At 61.2% G+C, this 23925-nt stretch carries 22 protein-coding genes; 4 read left to right on the top strand and 18 right to left on the bottom strand.

All coding sequences use genetic code 11. The features are described from left to right. Positions 1-39: 39 nt before the first annotated feature. The gene (locus tag QD356_RS17310; protein WP_192838781.1) at positions 40-2103 is read right to left on the bottom strand and encodes an autotransporter assembly complex family protein; all 2064 of its coding nucleotides are present in this window, start codon (positions 2101-2103) and stop codon (positions 40-42) included. A gap of 151 nt (positions 2104-2254) precedes the next feature. Further along, the gene (locus QD356_RS17305) at positions 2255-3463 is read right to left on the bottom strand and encodes a hypothetical protein (RefSeq protein ID WP_192838780.1); all 1209 of its coding nucleotides are present in this window, start codon (positions 3461-3463) and stop codon (positions 2255-2257) included. A gap of 654 nt (positions 3464-4117) precedes the next feature. Between QD356_RS17305 and QD356_RS17300 the strand changes: the two genes are divergently transcribed. Continuing rightward, positions 4118-4702, top strand: coding sequence for a Fe-Mn family superoxide dismutase (locus QD356_RS17300; RefSeq protein ID WP_043334256.1), 585 nt, complete (start codon positions 4118-4120; stop codon positions 4700-4702). Positions 4703-5143: 441 nt separating this feature from the next. Next, positions 5144-6271: an alcohol dehydrogenase family protein gene (locus QD356_RS17295; protein WP_225996559.1), complete on the top strand. Its 1128-nt coding sequence runs from the start codon at positions 5144-5146 to the stop codon at positions 6269-6271. A 233-nt stretch (positions 6272-6504) separates the two neighbouring features. Here QD356_RS17295 and QD356_RS17290 read toward each other — a convergent pair whose 3' ends face one another. The 3 genes from QD356_RS17290 to mtnA all read right to left on the bottom strand — a co-directional run bounded on the left by QD356_RS17290 (position 6505) and on the right by mtnA (position 10049). Then, entirely contained in the window at positions 6505-7791 is a 1287-nt protein-coding gene (locus QD356_RS17290) for a nucleotide sugar dehydrogenase (protein ID WP_192838779.1), read from the bottom strand. Between the two features lie 3 nt (positions 7792-7794). After that, complete coding sequence (gene galU / locus QD356_RS17285) at positions 7795-8679, bottom strand: UTP--glucose-1-phosphate uridylyltransferase GalU (RefSeq protein ID WP_192838778.1); 885 nt, start codon at positions 8677-8679, stop codon at positions 7795-7797. 185 nt (positions 8680-8864) lie between these two features. Further along, positions 8865-10049 (bottom strand): S-methyl-5-thioribose-1-phosphate isomerase, encoded by a 1185-nt coding sequence (gene mtnA / locus QD356_RS17280; RefSeq protein WP_192838777.1) that lies wholly within the window; start codon positions 10047-10049, stop codon positions 8865-8867. A gap of 270 nt (positions 10050-10319) precedes the next feature. Between mtnA and ubiG the strand changes: the two genes are divergently transcribed. Then, positions 10320-11036, top strand: coding sequence for a bifunctional 2-polyprenyl-6-hydroxyphenol methylase/3-demethylubiquinol 3-O-methyltransferase UbiG (gene ubiG, locus QD356_RS17275; protein WP_192838960.1), 717 nt, complete (start codon positions 10320-10322; stop codon positions 11034-11036). 2 nt (positions 11037-11038) lie between these two features. Next, positions 11039-11719, top strand: coding sequence for an HAD-IA family hydrolase (locus QD356_RS17270; protein ID WP_192838959.1), 681 nt, complete (start codon positions 11039-11041; stop codon positions 11717-11719). A gap of 227 nt (positions 11720-11946) precedes the next feature. On the opposite strand, the gene QD356_RS17265 is transcribed toward QD356_RS17270, so the two are convergent. From QD356_RS17265 to QD356_RS17205, 13 genes are all read right to left on the bottom strand, one after another. Continuing rightward, entirely contained in the window at positions 11947-12711 is a 765-nt protein-coding gene (locus tag QD356_RS17265; protein WP_192838776.1) for a YciK family oxidoreductase, read from the bottom strand. A gap of 236 nt (positions 12712-12947) precedes the next feature. Then, complete coding sequence (ybgF, locus tag QD356_RS17260) at positions 12948-13733, bottom strand: tol-pal system protein YbgF (protein ID WP_107334807.1); 786 nt, start codon at positions 13731-13733, stop codon at positions 12948-12950. 138 nt (positions 13734-13871) lie between these two features. Next, positions 13872-14381 carry a peptidoglycan-associated lipoprotein Pal gene (gene pal, locus QD356_RS17255; protein ID WP_054556684.1) on the bottom strand — a complete coding sequence of 170 codons (510 nt, stop codon included), beginning with the start codon at positions 14379-14381 and terminating at the stop codon, positions 13872-13874. Positions 14382-14451: 70 nt separating this feature from the next. Beyond that, on the bottom strand, positions 14452-15744 hold the full coding sequence (tolB, locus tag QD356_RS17250) for a Tol-Pal system beta propeller repeat protein TolB (RefSeq protein ID WP_054556685.1): 1293 nt from the start codon (positions 15742-15744) through the stop codon (positions 14452-14454). Beyond that, entirely contained in the window at positions 15741-16940 is a 1200-nt protein-coding gene (gene tolA, locus QD356_RS17245; RefSeq protein WP_192838775.1) for a cell envelope integrity protein TolA, read from the bottom strand. Before tolA ends, tolB begins: the two co-directional genes overlap by 4 nt. A gap of 3 nt (positions 16941-16943) precedes the next feature. Beyond that, positions 16944-17390: a protein TolR gene (gene tolR / locus QD356_RS17240; protein WP_054556687.1), complete on the bottom strand. Its 447-nt coding sequence runs from the start codon at positions 17388-17390 to the stop codon at positions 16944-16946. A 14-nt stretch (positions 17391-17404) separates the two neighbouring features. Next, positions 17405-18082: a protein TolQ gene (gene tolQ, locus QD356_RS17235; RefSeq protein WP_054556734.1), complete on the bottom strand. Its 678-nt coding sequence runs from the start codon at positions 18080-18082 to the stop codon at positions 17405-17407. A gap of 135 nt (positions 18083-18217) precedes the next feature. Further along, positions 18218-18652, bottom strand: a complete 435-nt coding sequence (gene ybgC / locus QD356_RS17230) for a tol-pal system-associated acyl-CoA thioesterase (RefSeq protein WP_131432032.1) — start codon at positions 18650-18652, stop codon at positions 18218-18220. Then, positions 18649-19692, bottom strand: a complete 1044-nt coding sequence (ruvB, locus tag QD356_RS17225; RefSeq protein WP_192838774.1) for a Holliday junction branch migration DNA helicase RuvB — start codon at positions 19690-19692, stop codon at positions 18649-18651. Before ruvB ends, ybgC begins: the two co-directional genes overlap by 4 nt. 240 nt (positions 19693-19932) lie before the next feature. Next, positions 19933-20547: a Holliday junction branch migration protein RuvA gene (gene ruvA, locus QD356_RS17220; protein WP_043333607.1), complete on the bottom strand. Its 615-nt coding sequence runs from the start codon at positions 20545-20547 to the stop codon at positions 19933-19935. A gap of 312 nt (positions 20548-20859) precedes the next feature. Then, complete coding sequence (ruvC, locus tag QD356_RS17215; RefSeq protein ID WP_043333606.1) at positions 20860-21438, bottom strand: crossover junction endodeoxyribonuclease RuvC; 579 nt, start codon at positions 21436-21438, stop codon at positions 20860-20862. 280 nt (positions 21439-21718) lie between these two features. Then, the gene (gene aspS, locus QD356_RS17210) at positions 21719-23506 is read right to left on the bottom strand and encodes an aspartate--tRNA ligase (RefSeq protein ID WP_043333603.1); all 1788 of its coding nucleotides are present in this window, start codon (positions 23504-23506) and stop codon (positions 21719-21721) included. A gap of 147 nt (positions 23507-23653) precedes the next feature. Then, a complete protein-coding gene (locus QD356_RS17205) occupies positions 23654-23878 on the bottom strand; it encodes a zinc ribbon domain-containing protein (RefSeq protein ID WP_043333602.1) in 225 nt (74 codons plus the stop codon). Between the last annotated feature and the right edge of the window lie 47 nt (positions 23879-23925).

Genomic DNA, 23925 nt, shown 5'->3' with positions numbered 1-23925 from the left:
CTTGATCCGCACGACACTCGCTCACGATGCGCGAGCCGCTCAGAATTCCGGCCCGATCGAGAAGTGAATACGGTAATCGTTGTCATCGTCATCGAAGGGATGGGCGATATCGAGACGAATCGGCCCTACCGGCGAGATCCAGCGAATCCCCATGCCGGCCGCCGTCTTGAGCTCGAGTGCGTCCCAGCCATTGAAGGCGTTACCGGCGTCGTAGAAGGTCGCGCCCCACCAGTCGCCGGTCAGACGGTAATCGTATTCCAGGCTGCTGGTGAGCAACGAGCTACCGCCCTCCAGATCGCCGTCATCATCTTCAGGGGCGAGTGTCTCGTAGGAATAGCCACGCACACTGTTGTCGCCCCCGGTGAAGAAGCGCATCGAGGGCGGCATGTCATCAAAGTTGTCGGTATCGACGTGGCCGACGCCCATGCGCGCCACGAAACGATGGTTGTCGCCGATGGAGCGTATCCAGTTGGTGTTGAACTGGGAGCGTAGGAAGGTCACGTCCGAGCCCCACATCTGATCGCCGTACTCGAAGGTCAGCTGTTGGCGATCGCCCCACATCGGGAAGGTCTTGGGACGCGTGCGGGTACGGTTCCAGCTCACACCGGGATACAGCAGCAGCACGGCCCCGGATTCGTCCGCCTGGGTGTAGTCCTCATAGGTCGAACCGAAGAACACGCGCTGGGTCCAGCCATTGTCGAACTTCCACTCGCGGGTGAAGCGCACGGTGGTCTCGAGACTCTCGGTATCTTCATCGTCGGTGTTCGACATCCCGTACTCGAGGACATAGCTATCCTTGAGCGGGTCTTCGAGCGGCATGCGGTATTCGCCCTCGAAGGTCTGTTCCGGCGAGGATAGGAACAGGCTGTTGGTCAGGCTATGGCCATAGCGATTGACCCACGGCATCTCCCAGCTGAACTGCAGGCGTGGCCCGACATCCGTCGCGTAGCCGATACCGGTCTCGAACTTGTGACGGTCTGCGGGAATCAGGCTGATGTCCACGGGGATGATGGGGCCGTTGGCCGTCTTGACCGCGGCCTCCAGCGCATCGCCCGTCAGCACCGGCGTGTCGTTGCCGGCGGCTTCGGTAGTGCCAGCCACAGCGGAGCGAGCGTCATCAGCCTCCACGGCGGCCTGCGCGACGGGCGCCGTCGAGTCCGAGCGGGACGCCGCGTCAGCGCGACGGCTCTCATCCTCCGCCTCGATTTCTGTCCTCTCGACATCGGCAAGCCATGAGCCCTCATAGCCCTGTGCCTCGGCATAGGGAGTCTTGATCTCGCTGTCGGGACTGGTGGTCTTGAGTTCGGCGCCCGGATTGAGCTGTGGCTTGATCGCGGCCGAGCGGAACCAGCCGGCCTCACTCAGCCGCTGGTTGAACTGGGTCAACTTGCCGGCTTCGTAATAATCGCCAGTCTCGAACGGCTGCATGGCCCTGACGCGATCCAGCTCTATCTGACTGTTGAGGTAGGTGATATCACCGAAGCGGTAGCGCTGACCGCTCTGCATGACCAGATAGATGCGTGCCGAGTGCAGCCAGGGGCGTACCTCGATGCGCTGCTGGGAGAAGGAGGTGTCGAAATAGCCGCGTTCGAGGCTGAGCGACGTCAGGGTCGACTTGAGGCTGTCATAGCGTGAGTGACGCAGCACATCGCCTTCCTCGAGGTCGGCGTCGGCCAGCACCTTCTTCATGACCTTGTCGCGCGCGGCGTCGCCTTCGAGTCGCAGCTCCAGCGTCTCGATGGTGACCGGCTCACCGGCATCCACCGTCACGACCACATCATCGCCGCCCAACAGCCCCTTCTCGGGATAGCTGAGCGTGATCTGGGCATCGTAGTAACCGAAGGCCTGCAGCGCTTCCTGGGTGCGCCGGATGATCTCATCCTCATAGCGCTCGGCCGGCGCATCGCCCTCAAGCGTCATCCCGGCCAGGAAGTTGACCACATTGGTGGCCGTCGCGCCCTTGACGCCCTTGACGGCGGCATCGATCGCCAGCGCCTGCGGCGCGAAGCACAGGCCGCCACACACGATCAGCGGCGTCAGATAGCGATGCGGCAATCCGCGCGTCCCGGTCGCTCGAGCAGACTCTTTGTTGTCGCCACTCATGATTCGTCCTTTGTTGAGTGCTGGTGGAAAGCACTGTCCATCGTTCCCATTCATCATGTCGTGCGGCGCTCGGTCATCACGGGGCGTGTTACATGGCCCGCCAGTGGCGGACCACGCCATATCTCGTTGCTTATATCCCTGCGGCGCCAGCTCAGCGACGTTCCAGTCGACTGACGCGCTGCTCCAGCTCAGATACCTGGCCCAGCAGCGACGCGACACGGCCACTCAGCTGACGGCGGCTGGCATCCAGCGAGCGCAACTGGTCGCGTGTGTCCTCTGACGCCCCCTGAGAAATGGCTTCCAGGCCGGCACTGAGCGCTGTCTGCTGACGGCGCAGCTCGCCCAGCTGGGAGGCCAGTGAGCGTTGCGCGCTCTCAAGCGCTGCCAGCTCGTCAAGCGGCGCGAAACGGCCCTTGAGCTTGCTGGCCAGTTCATCGCCATCAGCGGCGGCTGCAGGCTCCGGCAGTGCCTTCAGCGTCTCGCCCAGTTGCTGCTGCGATTGCTGCAAGTCACGCGTCTGGGTCTGTTGCGTGGCCAGGTCCGTCTGGAGTGCCGTGAGGCGAGTCTCGAGCGAGGCCAACTGCTCGGCGCTAACGCTTTCAATATTGTTCTCAACCTCGCTTTCAATATCGCTCTGCAAGCTCTGCATGCGGGCAGCCAGCGTGTCCAGGGTGCTGGAGGTCTTGTCCACCAGCGGCTCGAGGTGCTCAAGCGTGGCCGACTGGGCGTCCAGGCGCGCGCCCAGCGCAGCACGGCCATCACGGCTGAGGGATTCCAGCGCCGCCATCGAGCCTTGCAGCGCCGTGATCAGGGTCGCGTGATTGTCATCTGTCTGGGCAAGCGTCGTGACGCGACCGTCCAGACGATCAAGCGCCTCGTCCATGGCGGTCAGACGCTCTTGAGCGCCATTCGCGTCCTTCGCCACCTTGCCTTCCAGCGTCTCGAGGCGCGCGACGGCCTCACTGGACAGGGATGCCTTGTCCTCCTGCAGGGTGGTCAGCGCCGGCACGACAGTGTCATTCAACTGGCTGTCCAGGGCACTGAGTTGCTCACCCAGTGCATCACGCAGTTCGCTCAGGCGCTCATCACCCTGCTGCTCAAGCTGGGCCACGGAACGTTCGAGCTGGCTGACACGCGCGCCGAGCTGATCGCGTTGATCGCCCCCGAGGGTCTGCAGGTCATGCAGCTGCCATTGCTGCCAGCCCACCACGCCCCCCAGGGCGAGGAGGCAAAGCCACGTCGGCCAGCGTCTGGGCGCGGGGGGACGGGTGTGATGCACGCCAAGCGCATCGTCGGGACGCGCGACCAGCGCATCGTCCGGTGAGTCATTGAGAGACGGTTCAGCGTTGTGCGGCCGCATTCTGGCTCCAGGTCCGGCAAACGATCATCAGCGAAAGGTTCAGCGCAGCATCTTCAAGGCGGCGCAAGACGACCGGAAGTGCGCTTTTTCGCCTTGCTGTATAAAAATACAGTCATGCAGGTTCTGCAAAAGATAAGTCACGGTTCACGTACAGGAAATCGAGTCTAACAGCTGACCTCGGTCATCTCATCAGGTTCCCGCCACGGCCCGTCATCGAGGGCAGAGTGGCAGGAATGTGGCAAAAGCCTGGCAATGCACGTGAGCCTTGCAAGACGCTTGAGAGGATAGCGCGGTCAGTGCCCACCAGCGTTGGCCTGTCGGTGTCTGGGTGCTATAGTGCCAGACACTGCGATACGCGCAGCCTCTGTCTTCGTAGCTATCTGGATTCACAAGGTTTTTCACGCTGATTGCACATTTCATGCGCGTAGCCACGGCATGAAGGATGCACGGCGAGTCATGCACTTTCGCCCTTGCCCGCTGCCTGAGCGGGTGGCCAGTTTCAGGGCCGGGAGTGATGCTGGTCGCGGAGCTTGAGTCTGTGCTTGTCTGACCCTCTTCCATCACGCGATGGCAGGTCAGGCATTGAAATACTCAGCCCCAAGCCCCACGAAGGCAGAGTACGACCCAATTGGTGAGGAAAAGGAGCTGATCCCCATGGCATTTGAACTTCCAGCACTGCCGTACGAAAAGAACGCACTCGAGCCGACCATCTCTGCCGAGACCCTTGAGTACCATTACGGCAAGCATCACCAAGCCTACGTCACCAAGCTGAACAGCATGGTCGAAGGCACTGCTGACGCAGAAAAATCTCTCGAAGAGATCATCCAGAGCGCCCAGGGTGGTCTGTTCAACCAGGCAGCTCAGGTGTGGAACCACACCTTCTACTGGCACTGCCTGTCCCCGAATGGTGGTGGCGAGCCGTCCGGCCCGCTGGCAGACGCCATCGTGGCCAAGTGGGGCTCCGTTGCTGACTTCAAGGAAGCCTTCAACACTTCCGCCGCTGGCAACTTCGGTTCCGGTTGGACCTGGCTGGTCAAGAACGCCCAGGGCGAGCTGGAAATCGTCAACACTGACGACGCTGACACCCCGATCGCCAAGTCTGGTCAGACTCCGCTGCTGACCGTCGATGTCTGGGAGCACGCCTACTACGTCGACTACCGCAATGCGCGTCCGAAGTACCTGGAAAGCATCTGGAACATCATCAACTGGGAATTCGCTGCACAGAACTTCGCAGCCTGAGCTTTTCCAGCTTGAGTTTGGCTAGATCGAGATTGGCAAGCCTCAGGAGGTCGAGTCGTTTACCGCTCGAGACTCCAGCTGAGCCAGGGCATTTAACGTCACCCTGATATGACGCCTGGATGCCCTGCTCTGAAAACCCCGCCACCTGGCGGGGTTTTTTCGTTCAAGACAATGTCACCCAGCCGCGAGCCTGCTACACGCAAGGCTTAACTAAGCTTGGGAGTGCACCACCAGGAGAAGAATCTCGTCTGTCGACTTGCAAATGACGGCGTTGCCCCTATCTAATGACTGATAAGTAGAACGTATGCTCTACCTCGTTGCGTACCCATGATCGCTCACAGGGACTCGACGACAAGAGACTCGACGACATTGCTGGCACACACTGCTTGAAATGCATTCCTTGACTGCGCGAAATACATACTTTGAAAAAAGGGAATACCGATGCCCACTGACACCTCGACCTCCTCACTGCCCGACTCCATGCTGGCGATCGTGACCACCGGCCATGGGGGTTATGAATGCCTCGAGACGCAGCAGCGCCCGGTGCCGACACCCGGTGAAGGCGAGGTGCTGATCAAGGTGCTGGCGGCTGGCATGAACAACACCGAGATCAATACGCGTCTGGGCTGGTATTCCTCCACGATCACTACCGCGACCCAACAGGCCAGCAGCCTGCATGACAACGCGGATGCAGACGCGGCGACTGACAAGCCGGCGCCGCCGGAAGGTGGCTGGAAGGGTGAGACGCCCTTCCCCCTGATACAGGGCACGGATTGCTGTGGCGAGGTGGTGGCATTGGGCCCGGATGCGGATGCCAGCCTGCTGGGCAAGCGCGTGCTGGTACGCTCCTGCATGCGCAGCGAGGGCTGGGACTCATTGGAGAATGAATGGATGGGGTCAGACTTCGACGGCGCCTTCGCGCAATTCGTCAGCGTGCGCGCCAGTGAAGTGTTCGCGGTGGACTGTGACTGGAGCGACGTCGAGCTTGGCTCCCTGCCCTGTGCCTATGGCACGGCGGAGAACATGCTCGAACAGGCAGAGCTCAAGGCGGGCGAGCGTGTGCTGATTCTGGGCGCCTCGGGCGGGGTCGGTTCCGCTGCATTGCAGCTGGCCAAGCGCCGCGGCGCGACGGTGTATGCGGTGGCGGGCGTCGCCAAACATGAGGCTCTTGCAGAACTTGGCGCCGACAAGCTTCTGGACCGCAAGGCCGACCTGCTCGAGCAGCTGGGCCACGAAAGCGCCGACCTGGTGGTCGACAATGTCGCGGGTGACAACTTCCCGGTCATGATGAAACTGCTTGCGCGTGGCGGCCGTCTGGTGACCACCGGCGCCATCGCCGGCCCGATGGTAACGCTGGATCTGCGCGATCTTTACCTGAAGAACCTGCGCCTGCTTGGCACCACTGCCTGGTGTGAAGCCACCTTCCCCAATCTGATCCGCTATGTGGAGCAAGGCGAGATTCGCCCGCTGATCGCGGCCAGCTTCCCGTTGACCGAGATCGTCACTGCCCAACAGCAGTTTCTGAGCAAGGGCCACGTGGGCAAGTTCGTGCTCGAGCCCTGGGCCTGAAGACAGCCTGGCGGTCATCATGAAAAGCCTAGCGGTCTGCATGTAAGGCCTGGCGCTCATGATGTAAAGCCTGGCGGCCTAGATTTCAAACCTGAGCCCCACGACAAAAAGCCCTCATCCGGTTCCGGATGAGGGCTTTAGCGTGCCAAGCACGCAAGGGTCAGTCTGAAGGAGCGTCAGTCTGAGAGAACATCAATTTCAGAACCCGTCAGCCTGACCCACCGAGATACCCGTCAGGGGCTGGCACGGCGGCCGATGCCGCGATAGACCAGTCCCTGACTTGCCACGTAACGCGGGTCGAAGATGTTGCGACCATCGAGCACCAGGCCCGCGCCCAGCTCACGCTTCAGGCGCTGCCAGTCCGGGTTCCAGTAGCACTTCCACTCGGTGACCAGCATCAGGGCATCAGCGCCCTCCAGGGCGTCATACATGTTGCCATCGACCAGCTCCAGCAACGGATGCGCACCACAGGCCTCACCCAGCGCCGACAAGGCCGCGGGATCATGCACGCGCACGCGCACGCCCTGGGCCCACAGCGCCTCAAGCAGGGTCAAGACCGGCGCATGGTCGATACGCGCGGTACCCGGCTTGAACGCCGCGCCCCAGATCGCCACGGTACGACCGCGCAATTCACCATCGAAGTGCTGCCACAGCTTGCGGAACAGCGTCTCCTTCTTGGCCTCGTTGATGTCGAGCACATGCTCGAGCAACATCGATTCACGCCCTGTCTGGTGCTGGACATCAGCCAGACGCATCAGGTCACGCGAGAAGTTCGGGCCGCCGAACCCACAGCCCGGATAGAGATAGCCGAAGCCGATACGCGGATCGGCGCCCATGCCCTGACGCACATATTCCACATCGACGCCGAGGGAGTCGGACAGACCCGCCACTTCGTTCATGTAGCTGATACGCGTCGCGAGCATGCCGTTGATGGCCAGCTTGGTCAGTTCGGCGGCGCGGCGCGGCATGATCTGGAAGACATCTTCACGCCGGTTGAAGGCACGCAGCAGCTCCTGCACCCGCAGAGTGGCAGGTTCCGCTTCGCTGCCCAGCAACCAACGGGCCGGACGCTCGAAGGTGGCCAGTGAACGGCCTTCCTCCAGCATGTCCGGCAAGGCGACGGCGTACTGGTCGTCACGCGGCAGCAACGCCTCGAAACGCTCGGTCGTGCCCACCGGGAAGGTCGAGTTGTTGACCAGCACCAGCGGCTCATCCAGGGTCACCACCAGCTGCTCGACACGGCTCAGCGCGCCTTCGCGCTGGTCCGGCGAGACGGCGATCCAGTGGATATCGATGCGCCGCAGTGACTCGAGGTTCTCGATGAGAGTGAGATCGCCCCGCTCCCGATGGCGATCAAGACGTTCGCGCAGGCCTGGCTCACTGTTCAACCAGTCGACGCGCTCCAGGGCAGCCCAGTCCATGTCCTCATGCGGCCACCACCAGACACGGTGACCCACGCTCGCCAGAGCGGCGCTGGCCGTTGCCGCCGCCAGTTCGCTTCCGTGCACCAGCACCTGCATGGCTTATTTCTCCTGGTAGCGAGTCAGCAGCTCGCGGAAGCCTTCACCGAAGGTCGGGTGACGCTTGGCGAAGGAAAGAGTCGCTTCAAGATAGCCCAGCTGGTGGCCGCAATCGTAGGTATCACCGGCCATGCGGTAGGCCGCGACGGCCTTGTCGTCACGCAGGGCGTCGATGGCATCGGTCAGCTGGATCTCACCACCCGCGCCCGGCGGAGTGTTCTCCAGAAGCTCGAAGATACGGCCCGGCAACAGATAACGGCCGATGACCGCCAGGGTCGACGGCTCGGTGCCCGGGGCCGGCTTTTCGACCATGCCGTTGATCAGGGCGGACTTGCCGGCTTCCGGCGTGTCACCGTCGATCGCGACGATACCGTACTTGTAGGCCATGTCCTGCGGGACATTCTCGACCATGATCTGGGCGGCGTTGGTGGCTTCGTAGGCCTCCATCATGCGCGCCAGGTCATTCTTCTCGAGCCCTTCGCCATCGACCAGCACGTCCGGCAGCATGACGATGAACGGCTCATCACCGACGATCGGCTTGGCACACAGCACGGCGTGGCCCAGGCCCAGCGGCTCCGGCTGGCGCACGCTGATGATCTTGACGTCATCCGGGATGATGTTACGCAGCTGTTCGAGCAGCTCGAGCTTGCCCTTGGCTTCCAGGGTGGTTTCCAGCTCGAAGTGCTTGTCGAAGTGGTTCTCGATGGCATTCTTGCTGGAATGGGTGACCAGCACGATTTCCTTGATACCGGCTGCGACCGCTTCTTCCACCACATATTGGATCACCGGCTTGTCGACGATGGTGATCATTTCCTTGGGGATGGCCTTGGAGGCCGGGAGGCAACGTGTGCCGAGACCGGCAACAGGCAGAACAGCCTTGCGTATCATGTAGCGTCTTCCTTGTGTCTATGTCGTGGTGAAGCCCGTCGAAGGACCTCCACCGGGTTACTGTCGTCGAAGCCAATCAACGACCATCCTTCATCATAGGCAGAGATTATGCCAGTTTGATCAAGGAGTGCGAAATTCCTGCACTATCCGAGGCTTGGTAAGCGCTACCACCCTGTGAAACGCCATCAGCGGCGCATGGCGCGCCCGAGCAGCGCACCGACACTGTCGCTATCGGGCGACTCTACCACGCCATGTTCCGTGACGATGGCATCAATATACTCATGCGGTGTGACATCAAATACCGGATTGAAGACATCGATGTCCTGCGGCGCGATCTGACGACCGCCTGCCTCGCGCAGCTCGGCGGCGTCGCGCGTCTCGATGGGGATGTCCGCGCCACTGGCCAGGCTGCCATCGAACGTGGCCAGCGGGGCCACTACCATGACCTTGATGCCGTGGGCGCGGGCCTGAACGGCCAGCGAGAAGGTACCGATCTTGTTGGCTGTATCGCCGTTGGCCGCAATGCGGTCCGCGCCGACGATCAACCAGCGAACCCCTTCCGGCGTCCGGGCACCCTGCTGCATGATCAGCGAGGCTGCGCCTTCCACGGCCAGACGCGCGGGAATCTTCTCCTGCACCAGCTCCCACGCCGTCAGGCGAGAGCCTTGCCACCAGGGGCGCGTTTCGTTGACATGCACACGGCCGAGAATGCCCTGGGCGTAGGCGGTACGAATCACGCCCAACGCCGTGCCATGGCCGCCGGTGGCCAGCGCACCGGTATTGCAGTGGGTCATGACCTCGCACCGCGTCTCGCCTTGCGCGAGGGAGGCCGCAATCACCTGGGCGCCAAACTCGGCCATGCGCAGATTGTCCTCCAGATCCTGCTCATGAATGCGCACGGCCTCCTTCAGCAACGCCTCATACGGGGCCTGCGACCGGGTGGCGTGTGCGGCAATCACCGTACGCATGCGATCCAACGCCCAGAACAGGTTGACCGCTGTCGGGCGCGAGGCAGCCAGCACATCACAGGCACTGGCCAGGCGTGACTGCCAGTCGCCGCCCTCACGGTTGATGACGAAAGCCTCCAGCGCCACGCCATAGGCGGCGGCGATCCCGATGGCCGGTGCACCGCGGACCACCATGTCGGTAATGGCAGTCGCGACCCCGCGTGCATCCTCGAGCAGCACCTCGCGGGTCTCACCCGGCAGCAGGCGCTGGTCGAGCAGTGCAAGCTTCACCGCCGGCTGAGTGACATCAGAAGTGACATCATGAGTAACGTCAGCGCTGGCATCGGGCGGGGTGCCTGCCGTGTCTTCTTCCCGCGACGCACACTCTTGCTGGCTTACCCAGCGAATCGGAACCAGGCTCATGACCACTCCCCGTTGCTACATGACAATAATGACGACTGGTCATCGCGCGTGGCGCGACGCCCCACCCCATCGTAACGCAAGTGCCCGTCATGATGAGTTTTTTGCGCTGGGCGCTGACCCGCGACGGCAGTCGGATTAGAATGGTGGAATCGTGCCCGAGGGTAAGGTGCCTGTACAGGCCTGCCACTTCCCATACAGCACTTCCGTAACGGTAAGGATGCAAAGATGAGCGATAACGACACCCAGCAAGATGCCCAGCCCCAGGACCATCTGGGCAATGTCGATGCCAGCGAGATCGCCAAGTTCTCGGCATTGGCCAGTCGCTGGTGGGACCGTGACAGTGAATTCAAGCCGCTGCATGACATCAATCCGTTGCGGGTCGACTATATCGACACCCACGCTGGCCTGGCAGGCAAGCGAGTGATCGACGTCGGCTGCGGTGGCGGCATTCTCTCCGAAGCCATGGCGCATCGTGGCGCCCAGGTGACGGGCATCGACATGGGTGAGGCGCCGCTGTCCGTTGCCCGCCTGCATCAGCTGGAGTCCGGTGTCGAGGTGGACTATCGCCAGACCACCGCCGAAGCCGCCGCAGAAGAGATGGCCGGCCAGTTCGACATCGTCACCTGTCTGGAAATGCTCGAGCACGTGCCGGACCCATCCTCGGTGATCGCGGCCTGCGCACGACTGGTCAAGCCCGGCGGCATGGTGTTCTTCTCGACCATCAACCGCAATCCCAAGGCGTATGCCTTCGCTATTCTCGGCGCGGAATATGTGCTCCAGATGCTGCCGCGTGGCACCCACGAGTATCGCAAGTTCATCCGTCCGGCCGAGCTGGGGCGCTGGACCCGCGATGCGGGCCTCAAGATGGAAGGCTCCACCGGCATGACCTACAACCCGCTGACGCGCAAATATCGCCTGAATTCCTCGGACCTGACCGTCAATTATCTGATGCACACGCGTCGCCCGACCGAGGAAGAGCTTGCGTGAGCCTGCCGGCAGCGCTACCTCGTCCCGCCGCCTTGATCTTCGATCTCGATGGCACCCTGGTGGACACCGCGCCAGACCTGGCGCGCGCCACCAATGAGCTGCGTCAGCATCACACCCTTCCGGCGCTGGACTACGACGTGATTCGCGCCGAAGTCTCGCATGGTGGCAGCGCTCTGGTGACCCTGGCCCTGGGCCATGAGCTCGATCACCCCGAGCACGCCAGCGAGCGCACTCGCCTGCTGGAGTTCTATGCCCGCGATGTCGCGGCGCACAGTGTGCTGTTCCCGGGCTATGACGCCCTGATCGAGATCTGTCAGCGCGCAGGCCTGCCGTGGGGCATCGTGACCAACAAGCCCCGTCAGTTCGCCGAGCCGCTGATCGCCGCGCTCGAGCTCACGCCCGGCTGCCTGCTGTGTGCCGATGACCTGCCGGTCAAGAAGCCGCATCCAGAGCCTCTGTGGGAGGCGGCACGCTGCCTCGGTGTCGACGCCTCCGAATGCTGGTACCTGGGGGATCACGACCGTGACATGCAGGCGGCGCGTGCAGCGGGCATGCTGGCGGTCGCGGTGCGCTACGGCTATGTCCGTGAGGGCGACGATGTGGACGCCTGGCCTGCCGATGTGTGGTTTGATACCTCGGAAGAAGTCATCAATGCCGCGTTGCGGGCAGCGGAGCTGCGCTGACCGAGCGACACGGACACAGCTCGCACGAATCGCACACGAACCAGCCCCCACGAGCGAGTGATCCGCAGATGAACATCAGAAGATAGACACAAGCCGCTAGAAACAAACAGCTAGACACAAGAACGCCGACGGCCAATGCCGTCGGCGTTCTTGTTGCAGGGTATGGCGAATGCCCCGCCTGGCGGCATCACTCGTCATCCAGTAAGGAGATGACAGCTGACAATGGCTCAGACTTTCGGCGGCTGGGCGTCGAACATCTCGCCGGTATGACCACGACTGTCCGGCCCCATCAACCACAGATAGGTCGGCATGATGTCGGCGGGCGTACGCAAGGTATCGGGGTCTTCGGCCGGGAACGCCGACTTCCGCATCGGGGTCCGCGTCCCACCGGGATTGAGCGTATTGACGCGCACCTGGCTGGTATTCTCCAGTTCCTGTGCCAGCATCTGCGAGAAGCCTTCCGTAGCGAACTTGGAGACACTGTAGGCGCCCCAGAAGGCACGCCCCTTGCGCCCGACACTGGAGCTTGTCAGCACGACGGAGGCATCCTTCGAGGCCTTGAGCAACGGCAGCAATGCCTGGATCATCCAGATGGGGCCATTGATATTGACCTGCATGACCTGCTCCCACAGCGCCGGATCATACTGCTCGAATGGAGTGATCTTGCCCAGCAGGCTCGCGTTGTGCAGCAGGCCATCCAGACGACCGAACTCGCTGTGCAGGGTATCCGCCATCTGCTGATAATCCTTGAGCGATGCCCCTTCGAAGTTGAGCGGATAGATGGCCGGTTGCGGTGCTCCCAAGGCCTCGATCTCGTCGTAGACTTCTTCCAGCTTGGCAATGGTTCTGCCCAGCAATATCACCGTCGCTCCATGACGCGCATATTCGACTGCCGCTTCACGCCCAATGCCGGACCCCGCCCCGGTCACCAGAATGATCCGCCCTTTCAGCATGTCGTCCGGGGCCTGATAGTCGATCTTGCACTCTGCCATGGTGATATCCCTGTCTGAGATCTGTCGTCAACGCCGATGAGAGTCACTGTCTCCACACCGGCAATACTCGCTCGGCCACATGAATCGAATGAAGCGTGCCCGGGTCGCCTGCCGATGGCACCCGGGTTGCCTGCCGATGGCATGAGACGCCGAGCGCCACATAACACAAAGCCCGCACCTGGTAGAATACCAAGCGCGGGCTTTGGGGAATACAGGTGGCCAATGGCCACGGGCACTCAGGCGCCGGAGGACAGGAAGTCCTTGGCCATGGTGCCAGCCTTGCTGTCCGGATACTGCTGGACCAGCTTCTCGAGCAAGGAGCGACTTTCCTGCGCCTTGCCTTGACGCGCCTTGACCAGCCCCAGCTTGTACATCGCATCCGGCACCTTGCTGGATTGCGAGAATTCGCTGATCACGGTGTCGAAGGCCTGGGCAGAAGCATCCAGCTGGTTCTTGGCCGAATACAGCTCGCCCAGCCAGTAATGGGCATTGGCTGCGAGGTTGGAATCCCCATGGTCCACCACGAAGGCTTCAAAGGCGACAATGGCACCGTCGAAGTCGCGAGACTGAACCTTGGCGAAGGCATTCTCGTAATCCTTCTGGGCAGCTGCACCGCTGTCGGCATTGCTGGCGCCATTGGTGCTGGCTGCACCACCGGCACTTGCGCCGCCAGTGACTGCCGCTGCTGCCTGTGAATCGACAACCTGACCGTTCTCCCCGGCGGAAGCGCCGCCAGAAACCCGCTGTTCCAGATCCAGGTAGCGTTGCTGTGACATCTCGGTCAGGCGCTTGAACTGGTATTCCAGCTCATCGATCCGGCCGCGAAGTCGGGCAATTTCCTGTGCCTGTTCGTCGAGTTGATTGAGAAGGGTCAGGGTGCCGCCGCCACTCAAACGAGTATTGGCCTGCTGATAGAGCGAGTTTGATTGCCCAGTGAGGTCCTCGACCGTCGGTGCGGCCAAAACGGACAACGGGAGCAACAAGGCTCCCGCACCGAACAACCCTTTCAGGCTGTGTTTCATGCTGTCGGCTCCGCCGAATCATCATGGTATCGCGCAAGCAAGCCCGGGGTTCAAGGACACGCCTCTTGCCCGGGCCAGCTCAACACAAGTTTCTAGCGTCTCCGCGCCTCTTCAGGGAATCGCGGAGATGAACCGTGCTTAGTAGTCGAAGACCACACGACGGTTCTTGGCGTAGGAAGACTCGCCGTGGCCCTGGACTGCCGGACGCTCTTCACCGTAGGAGACGATCTCGATCTGTGACGGAGACACGCCCTGGACAGTCAGGAAGCGTGCGACAGACTTGGCACGACGCTCGCCCAGACCCAGGTTGTATTCACGAGTACCGCGCTCATCAGCGTGGCCTTCCAGAACGACATTGGCGCTGGTATTGGCTTTCAGGTACTGAGCGTGACCCATCAGGACGCTTTCGAACTCAGGACGGATGGTGTCCTTGTTGAAGGCGAAGTAGATGGTACGCACGTCAGGCATGGTGGCGTTGCTCATCTGGTTGGCGTTGCTGTTGGCACCAGTGTTCATGCCGGCAGTGTTCGCACCGCTGTTGGCTGAATCCATGTCGCCGTCCTGAGCGCCGCCGCTGCTGGAACAACCTGCCATGACGCTCAGGGACAGGGCAACCAACAGACCTTTTGCATACGGGGTGAACTGCATTGTGAAACTCCTTGCTCTAATGGGTACGAATGCCAAGCCTTTCTTGGTGGCTCAGTTGCATTCTAGTGGTTTAGTTCAGGAACGGCGACCACGCAGGTTCACGCACGTCGCCTTGTGCAGACGGCAGGGAGAATTGTGCCCTTCCGTCTGCCGACACCTGGCCCAGGACCCCGCGGGTTCCTTGCTGAGTGGCATATATCACCATAGTGCCATTCGGCGCAACACTTGGTGATTCATCCCACTGAGTATCGGTCAGGGAGGTAACCCGACCGCTCTTCAGATCTTGCTTGGCAACCTGATAACCGTTGCCTGCGCGGTTGATCATGAACAGGTTCTCTCCATCGGGTGAGATGCGCCCGCGGGAGTTGTAATTGCCGGTATATGTCACACGTTCCGTGCCGCCGGACAGATCAAGACGATAGATCTGTGGGGAGCCAGCACGATCAGAGGTGAACACCATACCGCTGCCATCCGGCAACCAATCCGGCTCGGTATCGATCGCAGGATTGTTGGTCAGACGCTGGAACTGACGGCTGGCAATATCCATCACATAGATTTCCGGCTGGCCATCCTTTGACAATGCCATTGCCAGTTTACGTCCGTCCGGCGACCAGGCCGGGGCACCATTGATGCCTCGGAAACCTGTCAGTTTTGCACGACGACCACTGCCCAATTCCTGCACATAGATAGCGGGACGTTCGGCTTCAAAACTGACATAGGCCAGCTTCTTGCCATCCGGCGACCATGCCGGTGACATGATCGGTTCATCGGAGGCCAGAATCTCCTGACTATTGTGGCCATCTGAATCCGCCACGTACAGGGCAAAACGAATATTGTCGCCAACACCATTGGCGGTAATGTATGCGATTTTTGTCGAGAAAGCACCGCGAATTCCAGTGATTTCCTCAAATATTTCATCGCTCATATAATGGCCACGCGCGCGCAGCTCACCATTGCTTCCGGTGATGACTTCGCCAAGCATGCGCTTGTTGCCCAGCACATCCATCAGCTCATACTGGATGCTATAACCGCCATTGCTGGCCGTCTTTACCTGACCCACCACGAGGTAACTGGCCCCCAGACGCTTCCAGTCATTGACGAAGACGTCCTGCGTCGTGCCCGGCAACGCGATCAGATTGTCGCGCTTGATCGGGTCGAACTGGCCACTGCGCGCCAGGTCATCGGAGATGATGCGTGCGAGGTCCTGCGGCAGACTTCCCCCGGTCAGATTCTCGAACGGCACGACAGCGATAGGTGTGGCGCTGTCATTGCCCTTGGTGATCTCGATGGTCAGGTCAGCTCTTGCCATGCTGGTCACTGCCAGCAAGGCGGCTGCCATCATCCATGCGGTCAATCGTCTCATCGGCCCAGGTCCTCTGGATTGAAGTACAGGTTGAAGTTTCGGAACTGGCTCTTGGCACCAGCCGGCAGGTCCTGCATCTCGGTAAACGGCGCGGCTTTCTGGATCGCCTGAATCGCGGAGCGATCAAAGGCGGCGTTACCACTGCTCTTGCTGACCGCTGCCGTTACCAATTCGCCTGTCGGCAACAATGACACTCTCAGCGTGACTGTCATACCGGGAACAGAGCCCGAGGGCCGATTCCAATTCTGTCCGACATACTTCTTGAGCAGGTTCTCGAAGCTGTTGGCAGCCTGAGCGGCCTGTTTGGCGCCGCTGATGGCGTCGCTTTCATTATCTATCAGGCTATCCAGCGAACCGGCAGAGGCCTGCGCCGCTTTCTCGGCAAGAGCCTTCTGACGTGCGGCTTCAGCGGCTGCCTTCTTGCGCGCTTCTTCCGCCGCCTTGGCCTTGGCTGCCTTCTCCTTGGCGGCCTTGTCGGCTGCCGCCTTGGCCGCCTTTTCCTTCTCGGCCTTCTCCGCTGCTGCCTTGGCCTTGGCTGCCTTTTCGGCTTCCGCCTTCTTGGCTTCAGCGTCTGCCTTGGCCTTGGCCGCCTTCTCCGCTTCGGCTTTCTTTCGCGCTTCTTCTGCGGCTTTTTCCTTGGCGGCCTTTTCGGCTTCCGCCTTGGCCTTGGCAGCCTTCTCGGCTTCCGCCTTCTTCAAGGCATCGGCCTTGGCCTGCTTTTCCGCTTCGGCTTTCTTGCGATCAAGGGCAATCGCCTTGGCTTCCTCTGCACGCCTGGCCGCTTCTGCCTTGGCCTTTTCGGCCGCCGCCTGCTCAGCCTTCAACTGTTCCGCCGCCTTGGCCTGCTCAGCCGCCTTTTGCTGTTGTGCCTTCTGGGCAGCCGCCTTTTCCTCGGCGGCGCTGCGCTGCTGTTCCGCTGCACGCTCTGCTTCTCTGGCCGCCTCTTCCTTGGCGCTCTGGCGCTGATCGGATTCTTCGGCCGCATCACGCGCCTTGCTGGACTTCGCCTGCTGGGCCTGATTGGTCGTGGTCTCGGTACTGACCAGTGTCGCGTTGACGATGGTGGTGTTGGTCTTCTCCGGTTCGGATTCTGGCCAACTCACCAGAGTCAGAATCAGGATACCCAGGTGCAGGCCAACGGCCAGCACCACAGGCAATCCCAACCCGACCCGCTGTTCTATCTCTGGCTGACTCATCCATCAGCCCTCGGTCGGTGGTTCTGAAATCAGCCCGACATTGGGGACACCGGCACCCTGCAACGTGCTCATCAGCCCCATGACATCGCCGTAGGGCGCTGTCTTGGCACCCTTGACCAGCACGGGCGTCTTGGGCTTCTCGGCCACGATGGACGCGACCTTGCTGCCCAGTTCATCCAGTGCCACCGGCGTGCGCTTGTCTTCATCCGACCCCAGGTCGATGTAGTAATTGCCGCTGTCGTCCAGCGAGACGATCAATGGCGTCACATCATCGGGATTGTCGATCGGCTTGGAGGTGACCTTGGGCAATTCGACCTGAACCCCCTGCGTCATCATCGGCGCGGTGATCATGAAGATGACCAGCAACACCAACATGACGTCGATGAAGGGCACCACATTGATCTCGGAGGACAGCTTGCGCTTGTGGCCTCTGCTATACGGTCCTTTCATTGACTCGCCTCCCTTCAAGCGTCGTTGCTGCCACGACCGTGCAGATTACGATGCAGAATGGAGTGAAGTTCTTCGGCGAAGTCTTCATAGCGACCCAGCAGCTGATCAGCACGACTGGCCAGACGGTTGTAGAAGATGACGGCCGGAATTGCCGCGAACAGGCCCATGGCGGTCGCGACCAGTGCTTCGGCAATCCAGGGGGCGACGGTGGTCAGAGTTGCCTGCTGAGCCGTACCCAGTGCCTGGAAGGAGCCCATGATGCCCCACACGGTACCGAACAGGCCGACATAGGGGCTGACGGAGCTGACCGTGGCCAGAAACGGCAGGTGAATGTTCAGGCGCTCTTCTTCACGTGACAGCGTGACGCGCATGCTGCGTTGCACACCGTCCATCACCGCATCGGCATTGCTGGACTTGGGCTTGAGACGGCTGTACTCGCGGAAGCCGGCCCGGAAGACGCCAGAGGCGCCCGGGGTGGATTCTTCATCCGTCGGCAATTCACGATAGAGGTGATTGAGGTCGACCCCGGACCAGAAGCGCTTTTCAAAGGCCGCGTAAGCCTGCTTGGCACGGGACAATGCCATCCCGCGCTGAAAGATCACCACCCAGGATGCAATGGAAGCTGCCAGCAACAGCAACATGACTGCCTGAACGACCAGACTGGCGTTCACGAACAGCGAAATGATCGACATCGAATCTTCCACGGAAATCCCTCTTTACTTGGTTCAGTCTGTGCCACCGTCAATCAGTGACACGATAAATAATCTGTTCATCAGCCTGGCGTCTCGGCACCTGACTGGCAGCGGCCTCATCTGCGCCTTGTGATCTCAGACCTCAAGAGCCGCAAGCAATTCCCCGGGCCAACGTCTGGGGCGCAAGGTCGTGGCATCGACGCAAGCGATCACGACTTCCGCTTCGCTCAATATCTGCTCACCGCGCAGCGCCTTCTGGGTGAACGTCAAGCGTGCACCGCGCAAGGCGCCTGCCGTTGCCGTCACGGTCAGCAGGTCATCCAGATGCGCAGGACGAAGATAACGATTTGTTACGCTGTGTACTACCAGCTGAATGCCTTTTTCAAGCAAGGCTTGCTGCGTGAAACCCTTTGCTCGCAACCATTCACTGCGAGCGCGCTCCATGAAGCGCAGATAATTCACGTAGTAGACGATGCCACCAGCATCAGTATCCTCGATGTAGACGCGCACAGTGTGGTGAAAACATGCAGCTTCACCCTTCAACGTATTTCCTGCGCCTTCAGATGTCATGGCGCGTCACTTCCTTCCTGTCCCAGCCGCGCCTGCTCTTCACGCGGGGTGATCCCGAAGTGCAGATAGGCCGAGCGCGTAACCAGTCGCCCACGCGCCGTGCGCATCATGAAGCCTTGCTGAATCAGGTAGGGCTCCAGCACATCCTCGATGGTATCGCGCTCTTCCCCGATGGCCGCCGCCAATGAATCGACCCCGACCGGCCCGCCATCGAACTTCTCGATCATCGCCAGCAGCAGTCGACGGTCCATGTGATCCAGGCCGTGGCTGTCGACGTTGAGCATGTTGAGCGCCTTGTCGGCCACTTCCAGCGTCAAGCGACCATCCGAGCGCACTTCGGCGAAGTCACGCACCCGACGCAGCAGGCGATTGGCGATACGTGGCGTACCGCGGGAGCGACGTGCAATCTCAAGCGCCCCTTCCATCTCGACTTCCATGCCGGAAAGCCTGGCACTGCGCGCCACGATGTCGGTAAGTGACTCGATATCGTAGAACTCGAGGCGCTGGACGATGCCGAAGCGATCGCGCAACGGCGCAGTCAGCAGCCCCGCACGCGTCGTCGCGCCTACCAGGGTGAATCGTGGCAGCTCAAGCTTGATCGAGCGGGCCGCGGGGCCTTCACCGATCATGATGTCGAGCTGATAATCTTCCATCGCCGGATAGAGCACTTCCTCGACGGCCGGTGACAGGCGGTGAATCTCGTCGATGAACAGGACATCGCCTTCCTGCAGGTTGGTCAGCATCGCTGCCAGGTCCCCTGCCCGCTCCAGCACCGGCCCAGAGGTCGACTTGATATCGACACTCATCTCGCTGGCGATGATATGCGCCAGCGTCGTCTTGCCGAGACCGGGCGGGCCGAAGACCAGGGTGTGATCCAGACTATCGCCTCGTCCTCGCGCGGCACTGATGAAGATTTCCATCTGCTCGCGGACGATGGGCTGTCCGATGTAGTCACTCAGCGTGCGTGGCCGGTTGGCGCGATCGATCCGCTCTTCCGGATCATGCGTCGCCGCGGAGATCAGTCGGTCCGACTCCATCATGATGCTTGCTCAACTCCTGATGACGCAGGTCACGCACATGACGCGGGTCATGGGCCATGAACGTGCGTCAGTGGCAGGTGGCAAGGTTTGCCAGGGCGGTGCAACGATCTAGCGCATCTGCGTTCAAGCGCGCACTTTCTACCCCAGTAACCTGCCAACCCCTAGTCAATAAATCCAATCACGATGCGCCGTTTCCTTCACGGAAACTATAGGGCGCATGTTTGCTGCCCTGGCGGGGCCTCAGCTGGCCATCTTGCGCGCCAGCGCCGCCTTGATGAGCGCTTCCGTGGAGGCGCCGGTCTCGAGCCCCGAGAGCATCTTGGCCGCCTCGACAGGCTTGTAGCCCAGAGACACCAGCGCGGCTTCGGCATCCGCCAGAGGATGGGTGACCGGCGGTTGTGGCTGCGAAGCACGCGCCATTTCATCCAGCCCATCATCCGCCGGCAGCGTCCAGTGCTTGAGGCGATCACGCATCTCGATGATCAGGCGATCCGCCGTCTTCTTGCCGACGCCCGGCAGACGTGTCAGCGCCCGACTGTCTTCATCGTGAACACAGCGAATGAAATCGGACTGCTCCATTCCCGACAGAATCGCCAGCGCCAGTCGCGGACCGACACCGGAGATCTTGATCAATTCACGGAATAGACGACGCTCGGGCTCCTTGCCGAAGCCATACAGCAACTGCGCGTCTTCGCGCACCACCAGGTGGGTGTAAAGCTGGCAATGTTCGCCCACGGCCGGCAAGCCCAACAGGGTGTTCATCGAAGCTTCCAGTTCATAACCGACACCCTGTACGTCAAGCACCAGCTGCGGCGGTTGTTTTTCCAGCAATGTCCCGGTCAGGCGTCCAATCATGTTGCGGCTGTCCTTGCTCGGCAGAGAACGTGTTCGGTGGGATCGTGCTGCTCGCAGACCCGATTCTCTGCACGGATTGTTACAATGCGGGCAAGCCTACCAAAGATGAAGCGTAGGCGGCATGTCCCAGTGTCACGACGAATTTGTCGCATCTTTCTGACAGTCATACCTTGGGTGATGGCACGAAGCCTGATGCCACGCGGTTTGGCGCATCACGCAATCGGCTGCTGCCAGTCTCGGCAGACACTCTACAAGTGACTGAAAAATCGCTATTAATTGAGCACGATACCGCATTTGTCGCTCAGCGGCATGTCAGGCGTCGGGCTCGAAGTCTCGCCAGCTGCTGCTACGCCGCACGCGGGTTCCCTTGCGTCGACTGGTATTCCCCAGCCCCAAGGCTTCCAGCTGATCATTGCCGGGCGTCAGGCGTCGACGCGCGAAACAATGCGTCAGGGCAATGGCCAGCGCATCGGCGGCATCGGCCTGTGGCGTGGCGGAAAGCTTGAGCGTATGCGTGACCATATGCTGCACCTGTGACTTCTCGGCGGCACCGGTACCGGTCACGGCCTGCTTGATCTGCCGCGGCCCATATTCGAACACCGGCAAGCCGTGATTGGCCGCACACACGATGGCAGCCCCGCGCGCCTGGCCCAGCTTGAGCGCCGAATCGGCGTTCTTGGACATGAAGACCTGCTCGATGGCGAATTCCGCGGGGCGATGCAGGGCGATCACCTCGCTGATACCGGCATAGATCTGCGCCAGGCGCTGATCCAGGCTGACCTGTGACATGCGAATGCAGCCACTGTCCACATAGCGAGGCTGAGCCGCAGAGACATCCAATACCCCATACCCGGTCAGACGTGAGCCCGGGTCGATGCCAAGAATGATCATGCTGCCGCCTCGTCTCTCACACCTTGCGTCTTTGCTGTCGTCATCGCGCCATCGCTCTTACTGTGTATATAACCAGCCACCATGCCACAAAAAAGGCGGTGCGACACTGTCATTGCCTGACGTGAACGCCAGCAAACAGTCTCGCACCGCCTTGTCGGGCTTGCTCGCCCCTTTGCCTACCAGGCCAAAGGGACAAACCTGCCACTGCGGGACCGCCCTTGTCTGATCGAATCAGTCCAGACGGCCCCACCAGTCACTCTCTCGGTCATGCGCCGCTGAATCAGGCCTGACCGCTTTCGTCTTCGACCTTGACCTTCTGACGCAGACGGATGTTCAGCTCCTTGAGCTGCTCACCGCTGACCACGCCCGGGGCGTCGGTCATCATGCAGCCGGCGCTCTGGGTTTTCGGGAAGGCAATCACTTCACGAATGGTCTTGGCGCCGGTCATCAGCATCACCAGACGGTCGAGACCGAAGGCCAGACCACCATGGGGCGGCGCGCCGAACTTCAGGGCGTCGAGCAGGAAGCCGAACTTCTCTTCCGCTTCTTCTTCACCGATGCCCAGCACTTCGAACACAGTACGCTGCATGGCCTGATCGTGGATACGGATGGAGCCGCCACCCAGCTCGGTGCCGTTGATGACCATGTCGTAGGCGCGAGACAGTGCCGCTTCCGGGTTGGCCTTGAGCTCTTCCGGCGTGCAGGACGGCGCGGTGAACGGGTGGTGCAGTGCGCTCAGACGGCCATTGGCATCGGCTTCGAACATCGGGAAGTCGACGACCCACAGCGGTGCCCACTCGCGGGTGTAGAGGTTGAGGTCTTCACCCAGCTTGACGCGCAGCGCACCGATGGCCTCGGCCACGATGTTGGCCTTGTCAGCGCCGAAGAACACGATGTCGCCATCGACGGCGCCACAGCGGTCCAGCACTTCATCCACGACGTCTTCCATGAACTTGACGATCGGCGACTGCAGACCCTCGATGCCCTTGGCACGTTCGTTGACCTTGATCCACGCCAGGCCCTTGGCACCGTAGATGCCGACGAACTTGGTGTAGGCGTCGATTTCCTTGCGTGACAGGCTGGCACCGCCCGGAACACGCAGTGCGGCGACACGGCCCTTGTCGTCCTTGGCCGGACCGGAGAAGACCTTGAAGTCCACGCCGCTCATCAGGTCATCGACATCGACCAGTTCCAGCGGGATGCGCAGGTCCGGCTTGTCGGAACCGAAGCGGCTGATGGCCTCGGAGTACGGCATGGTCGGGAAGTCGCCCAGCTCGACATCGAGCACTTCCTTGTAGAGGCCACGGATCATGGTCTCGGTCATGCCCATGATGTCCTGCTCGTCGACGAAGCTGGCTTCGAGGTCGATCTGGGTGAACTCCGGCTGACGGTCAGCACGCAGGTCTTCATCACGGAAGCATTTGGCGATCTGGTAGTAACGATCGACACCGGCGACCATCAGCAGCTGCTTGAACAGCTGCGGAGACTGCGGCAGTGCGAAGAAGCTGCCGGCGTAGGTGCGGCTCGGCACCAGATAATCACGAGCGCCTTCCGGCGTGGCACGTGTCAGGATCGGGGTTTCGATGTCGAGGAAGCCCAGGGCTTCGAGCTGGGCGCGCACGCTGTGAGTGATGCGCGAGCGCAGACGCAGCTTCTCGATCATGTCGGGACGACGCAGGTCGACATAACGATACTTGAGGCGGACTTCCTCACCGACCTTGTTGTGGTCGTCGAGCTGGAACGGCGGCGTCTGTGCGGTGTTGAGCACTTCGACGTCCTTGGCCAGCACTTCGATCATGCCTGTCGGCATGTTCGGATTCTGGGTGCCTTCCGGGCGCAGACGGATACGGCCCTTGATACGCAGCACGAACTCGCTGCGCGCCTTGTCGGCAGTGGCGAAGGCATCGACGGTGTCCGGATCGACGACGATCTGGGCGATGCCATCACGGTCGCGCATGTCGAGGAAGATGACGCCACCGTGGTCGCGACGGCGGTGCACCCACCCGCACAGAGTGACATCCTGATCGATCAGGGTCTCGTTCAGTTTGCCGCAATAGTGGCTGCGCATGTTGATTCCTTGTTGCTCAAATTCATGATCGACGCGCTGATGCGCATCTGTCTCAGAGGGCCTGCCGTTGGCGATGAGGGTCAAGGGTACCCACCGGGCGCCCTTGACCCTCATCATGCTGATGCCTGACGCACTATCCCAGCTGTGTCAGGCGGTGCTGTCGCTACCACCGGCCAGATTCTTCTTGCTGCCGGACTTGAAATCCGTCTCGTACCAGCCACTGCCTGCCAGACGGAACCCGGCGGCGGAGACCAGCTTCTCGAGTTGGTCCGTCTTGCATTCCGGGCACTCCGTCAGCGGCGCAGCGCTGATCTTCTGCAACTTGTCCATCCGATGGCCACAGGCCTTGCAGTGGTATTCATAGATCGGCATGGTTTTCTTTCCTGACAATACTGGTCACGGGGCTGTCTGAGCACCGT

The organism is Cobetia sp. 2AS, from assembly GCF_029846355.1.
Lineage (GTDB): Bacteria > Pseudomonadota > Gammaproteobacteria > Pseudomonadales > Halomonadaceae > Cobetia > Cobetia amphilecti.
Note: the sequence above shows the minus strand (reverse complement) of the source record. Positions and strands in the feature narration are given on the sequence as shown.

What these genes read in the sequence shown, in the direction of transcription:
- tolA (WP_192838775.1), bottom strand. Translation starts at nt 16,940, where the DNA reads ATGAGTCAGCCAGAGATAGAACAGCGGGTCGGGTTGGGATTGCCTGTG.
- QD356_RS17290 (WP_192838779.1), bottom strand. Translation starts at nt 7,791, where the DNA reads ATGCAGGTGCTGGTGCACGGAAGCGAACTGGCGGCGGCAACGGCCAGC.
- tolB (WP_054556685.1), bottom strand. Translation starts at nt 15,744, where the DNA reads ATGAGACGATTGACCGCATGGATGATGGCAGCCGCCTTGCTGGCAGTG.
- QD356_RS17305 (WP_192838780.1), bottom strand. Translation starts at nt 3,463, where the DNA reads ATGCGGCCGCACAACGCTGAACCGTCTCTCAATGACTCACCGGACGAT.
- QD356_RS17295 (WP_225996559.1), top strand. Translation starts at nt 5,144, where the DNA reads ATGCCCACTGACACCTCGACCTCCTCACTGCCCGACTCCATGCTGGCG.
- ybgF (WP_107334807.1), bottom strand. Translation starts at nt 13,733, where the DNA reads ATGAAACACAGCCTGAAAGGGTTGTTCGGTGCGGGAGCCTTGTTGCTC.
- QD356_RS17300 (WP_043334256.1), top strand. Translation starts at nt 4,118, where the DNA reads ATGGCATTTGAACTTCCAGCACTGCCGTACGAAAAGAACGCACTCGAG.
- QD356_RS17265 (WP_192838776.1), bottom strand. Translation starts at nt 12,711, where the DNA reads ATGGCAGAGTGCAAGATCGACTATCAGGCCCCGGACGACATGCTGAAA.
- ybgC (WP_131432032.1), bottom strand. Translation starts at nt 18,652, where the DNA reads ATGACATCTGAAGGCGCAGGAAATACGTTGAAGGGTGAAGCTGCATGT.
- pal (WP_054556684.1), bottom strand. Translation starts at nt 14,381, where the DNA reads ATGCAGTTCACCCCGTATGCAAAAGGTCTGTTGGTTGCCCTGTCCCTG.
- QD356_RS17205 (WP_043333602.1), bottom strand. Translation starts at nt 23,878, where the DNA reads ATGCCGATCTATGAATACCACTGCAAGGCCTGTGGCCATCGGATGGAC.
- QD356_RS17310 (WP_192838781.1), bottom strand. Translation starts at nt 2,103, where the DNA reads ATGAGTGGCGACAACAAAGAGTCTGCTCGAGCGACCGGGACGCGCGGA.
- mtnA (WP_192838777.1), bottom strand. Translation starts at nt 10,049, where the DNA reads ATGAGCCTGGTTCCGATTCGCTGGGTAAGCCAGCAAGAGTGTGCGTCG.
- ruvB (WP_192838774.1), bottom strand. Translation starts at nt 19,692, where the DNA reads ATGATGGAGTCGGACCGACTGATCTCCGCGGCGACGCATGATCCGGAA.
- tolQ (WP_054556734.1), bottom strand. Translation starts at nt 18,082, where the DNA reads ATGTCGATCATTTCGCTGTTCGTGAACGCCAGTCTGGTCGTTCAGGCA.
- ruvA (WP_043333607.1), bottom strand. Translation starts at nt 20,547, where the DNA reads ATGATTGGACGCCTGACCGGGACATTGCTGGAAAAACAACCGCCGCAG.
- ruvC (WP_043333606.1), bottom strand. Translation starts at nt 21,438, where the DNA reads ATGATCATTCTTGGCATCGACCCGGGCTCACGTCTGACCGGGTATGGG.
- galU (WP_192838778.1), bottom strand. Translation starts at nt 8,679, where the DNA reads ATGATACGCAAGGCTGTTCTGCCTGTTGCCGGTCTCGGCACACGTTGC.
- tolR (WP_054556687.1), bottom strand. Translation starts at nt 17,390, where the DNA reads ATGAAAGGACCGTATAGCAGAGGCCACAAGCGCAAGCTGTCCTCCGAG.
- aspS (WP_043333603.1), bottom strand. Translation starts at nt 23,506, where the DNA reads ATGCGCAGCCACTATTGCGGCAAACTGAACGAGACCCTGATCGATCAG.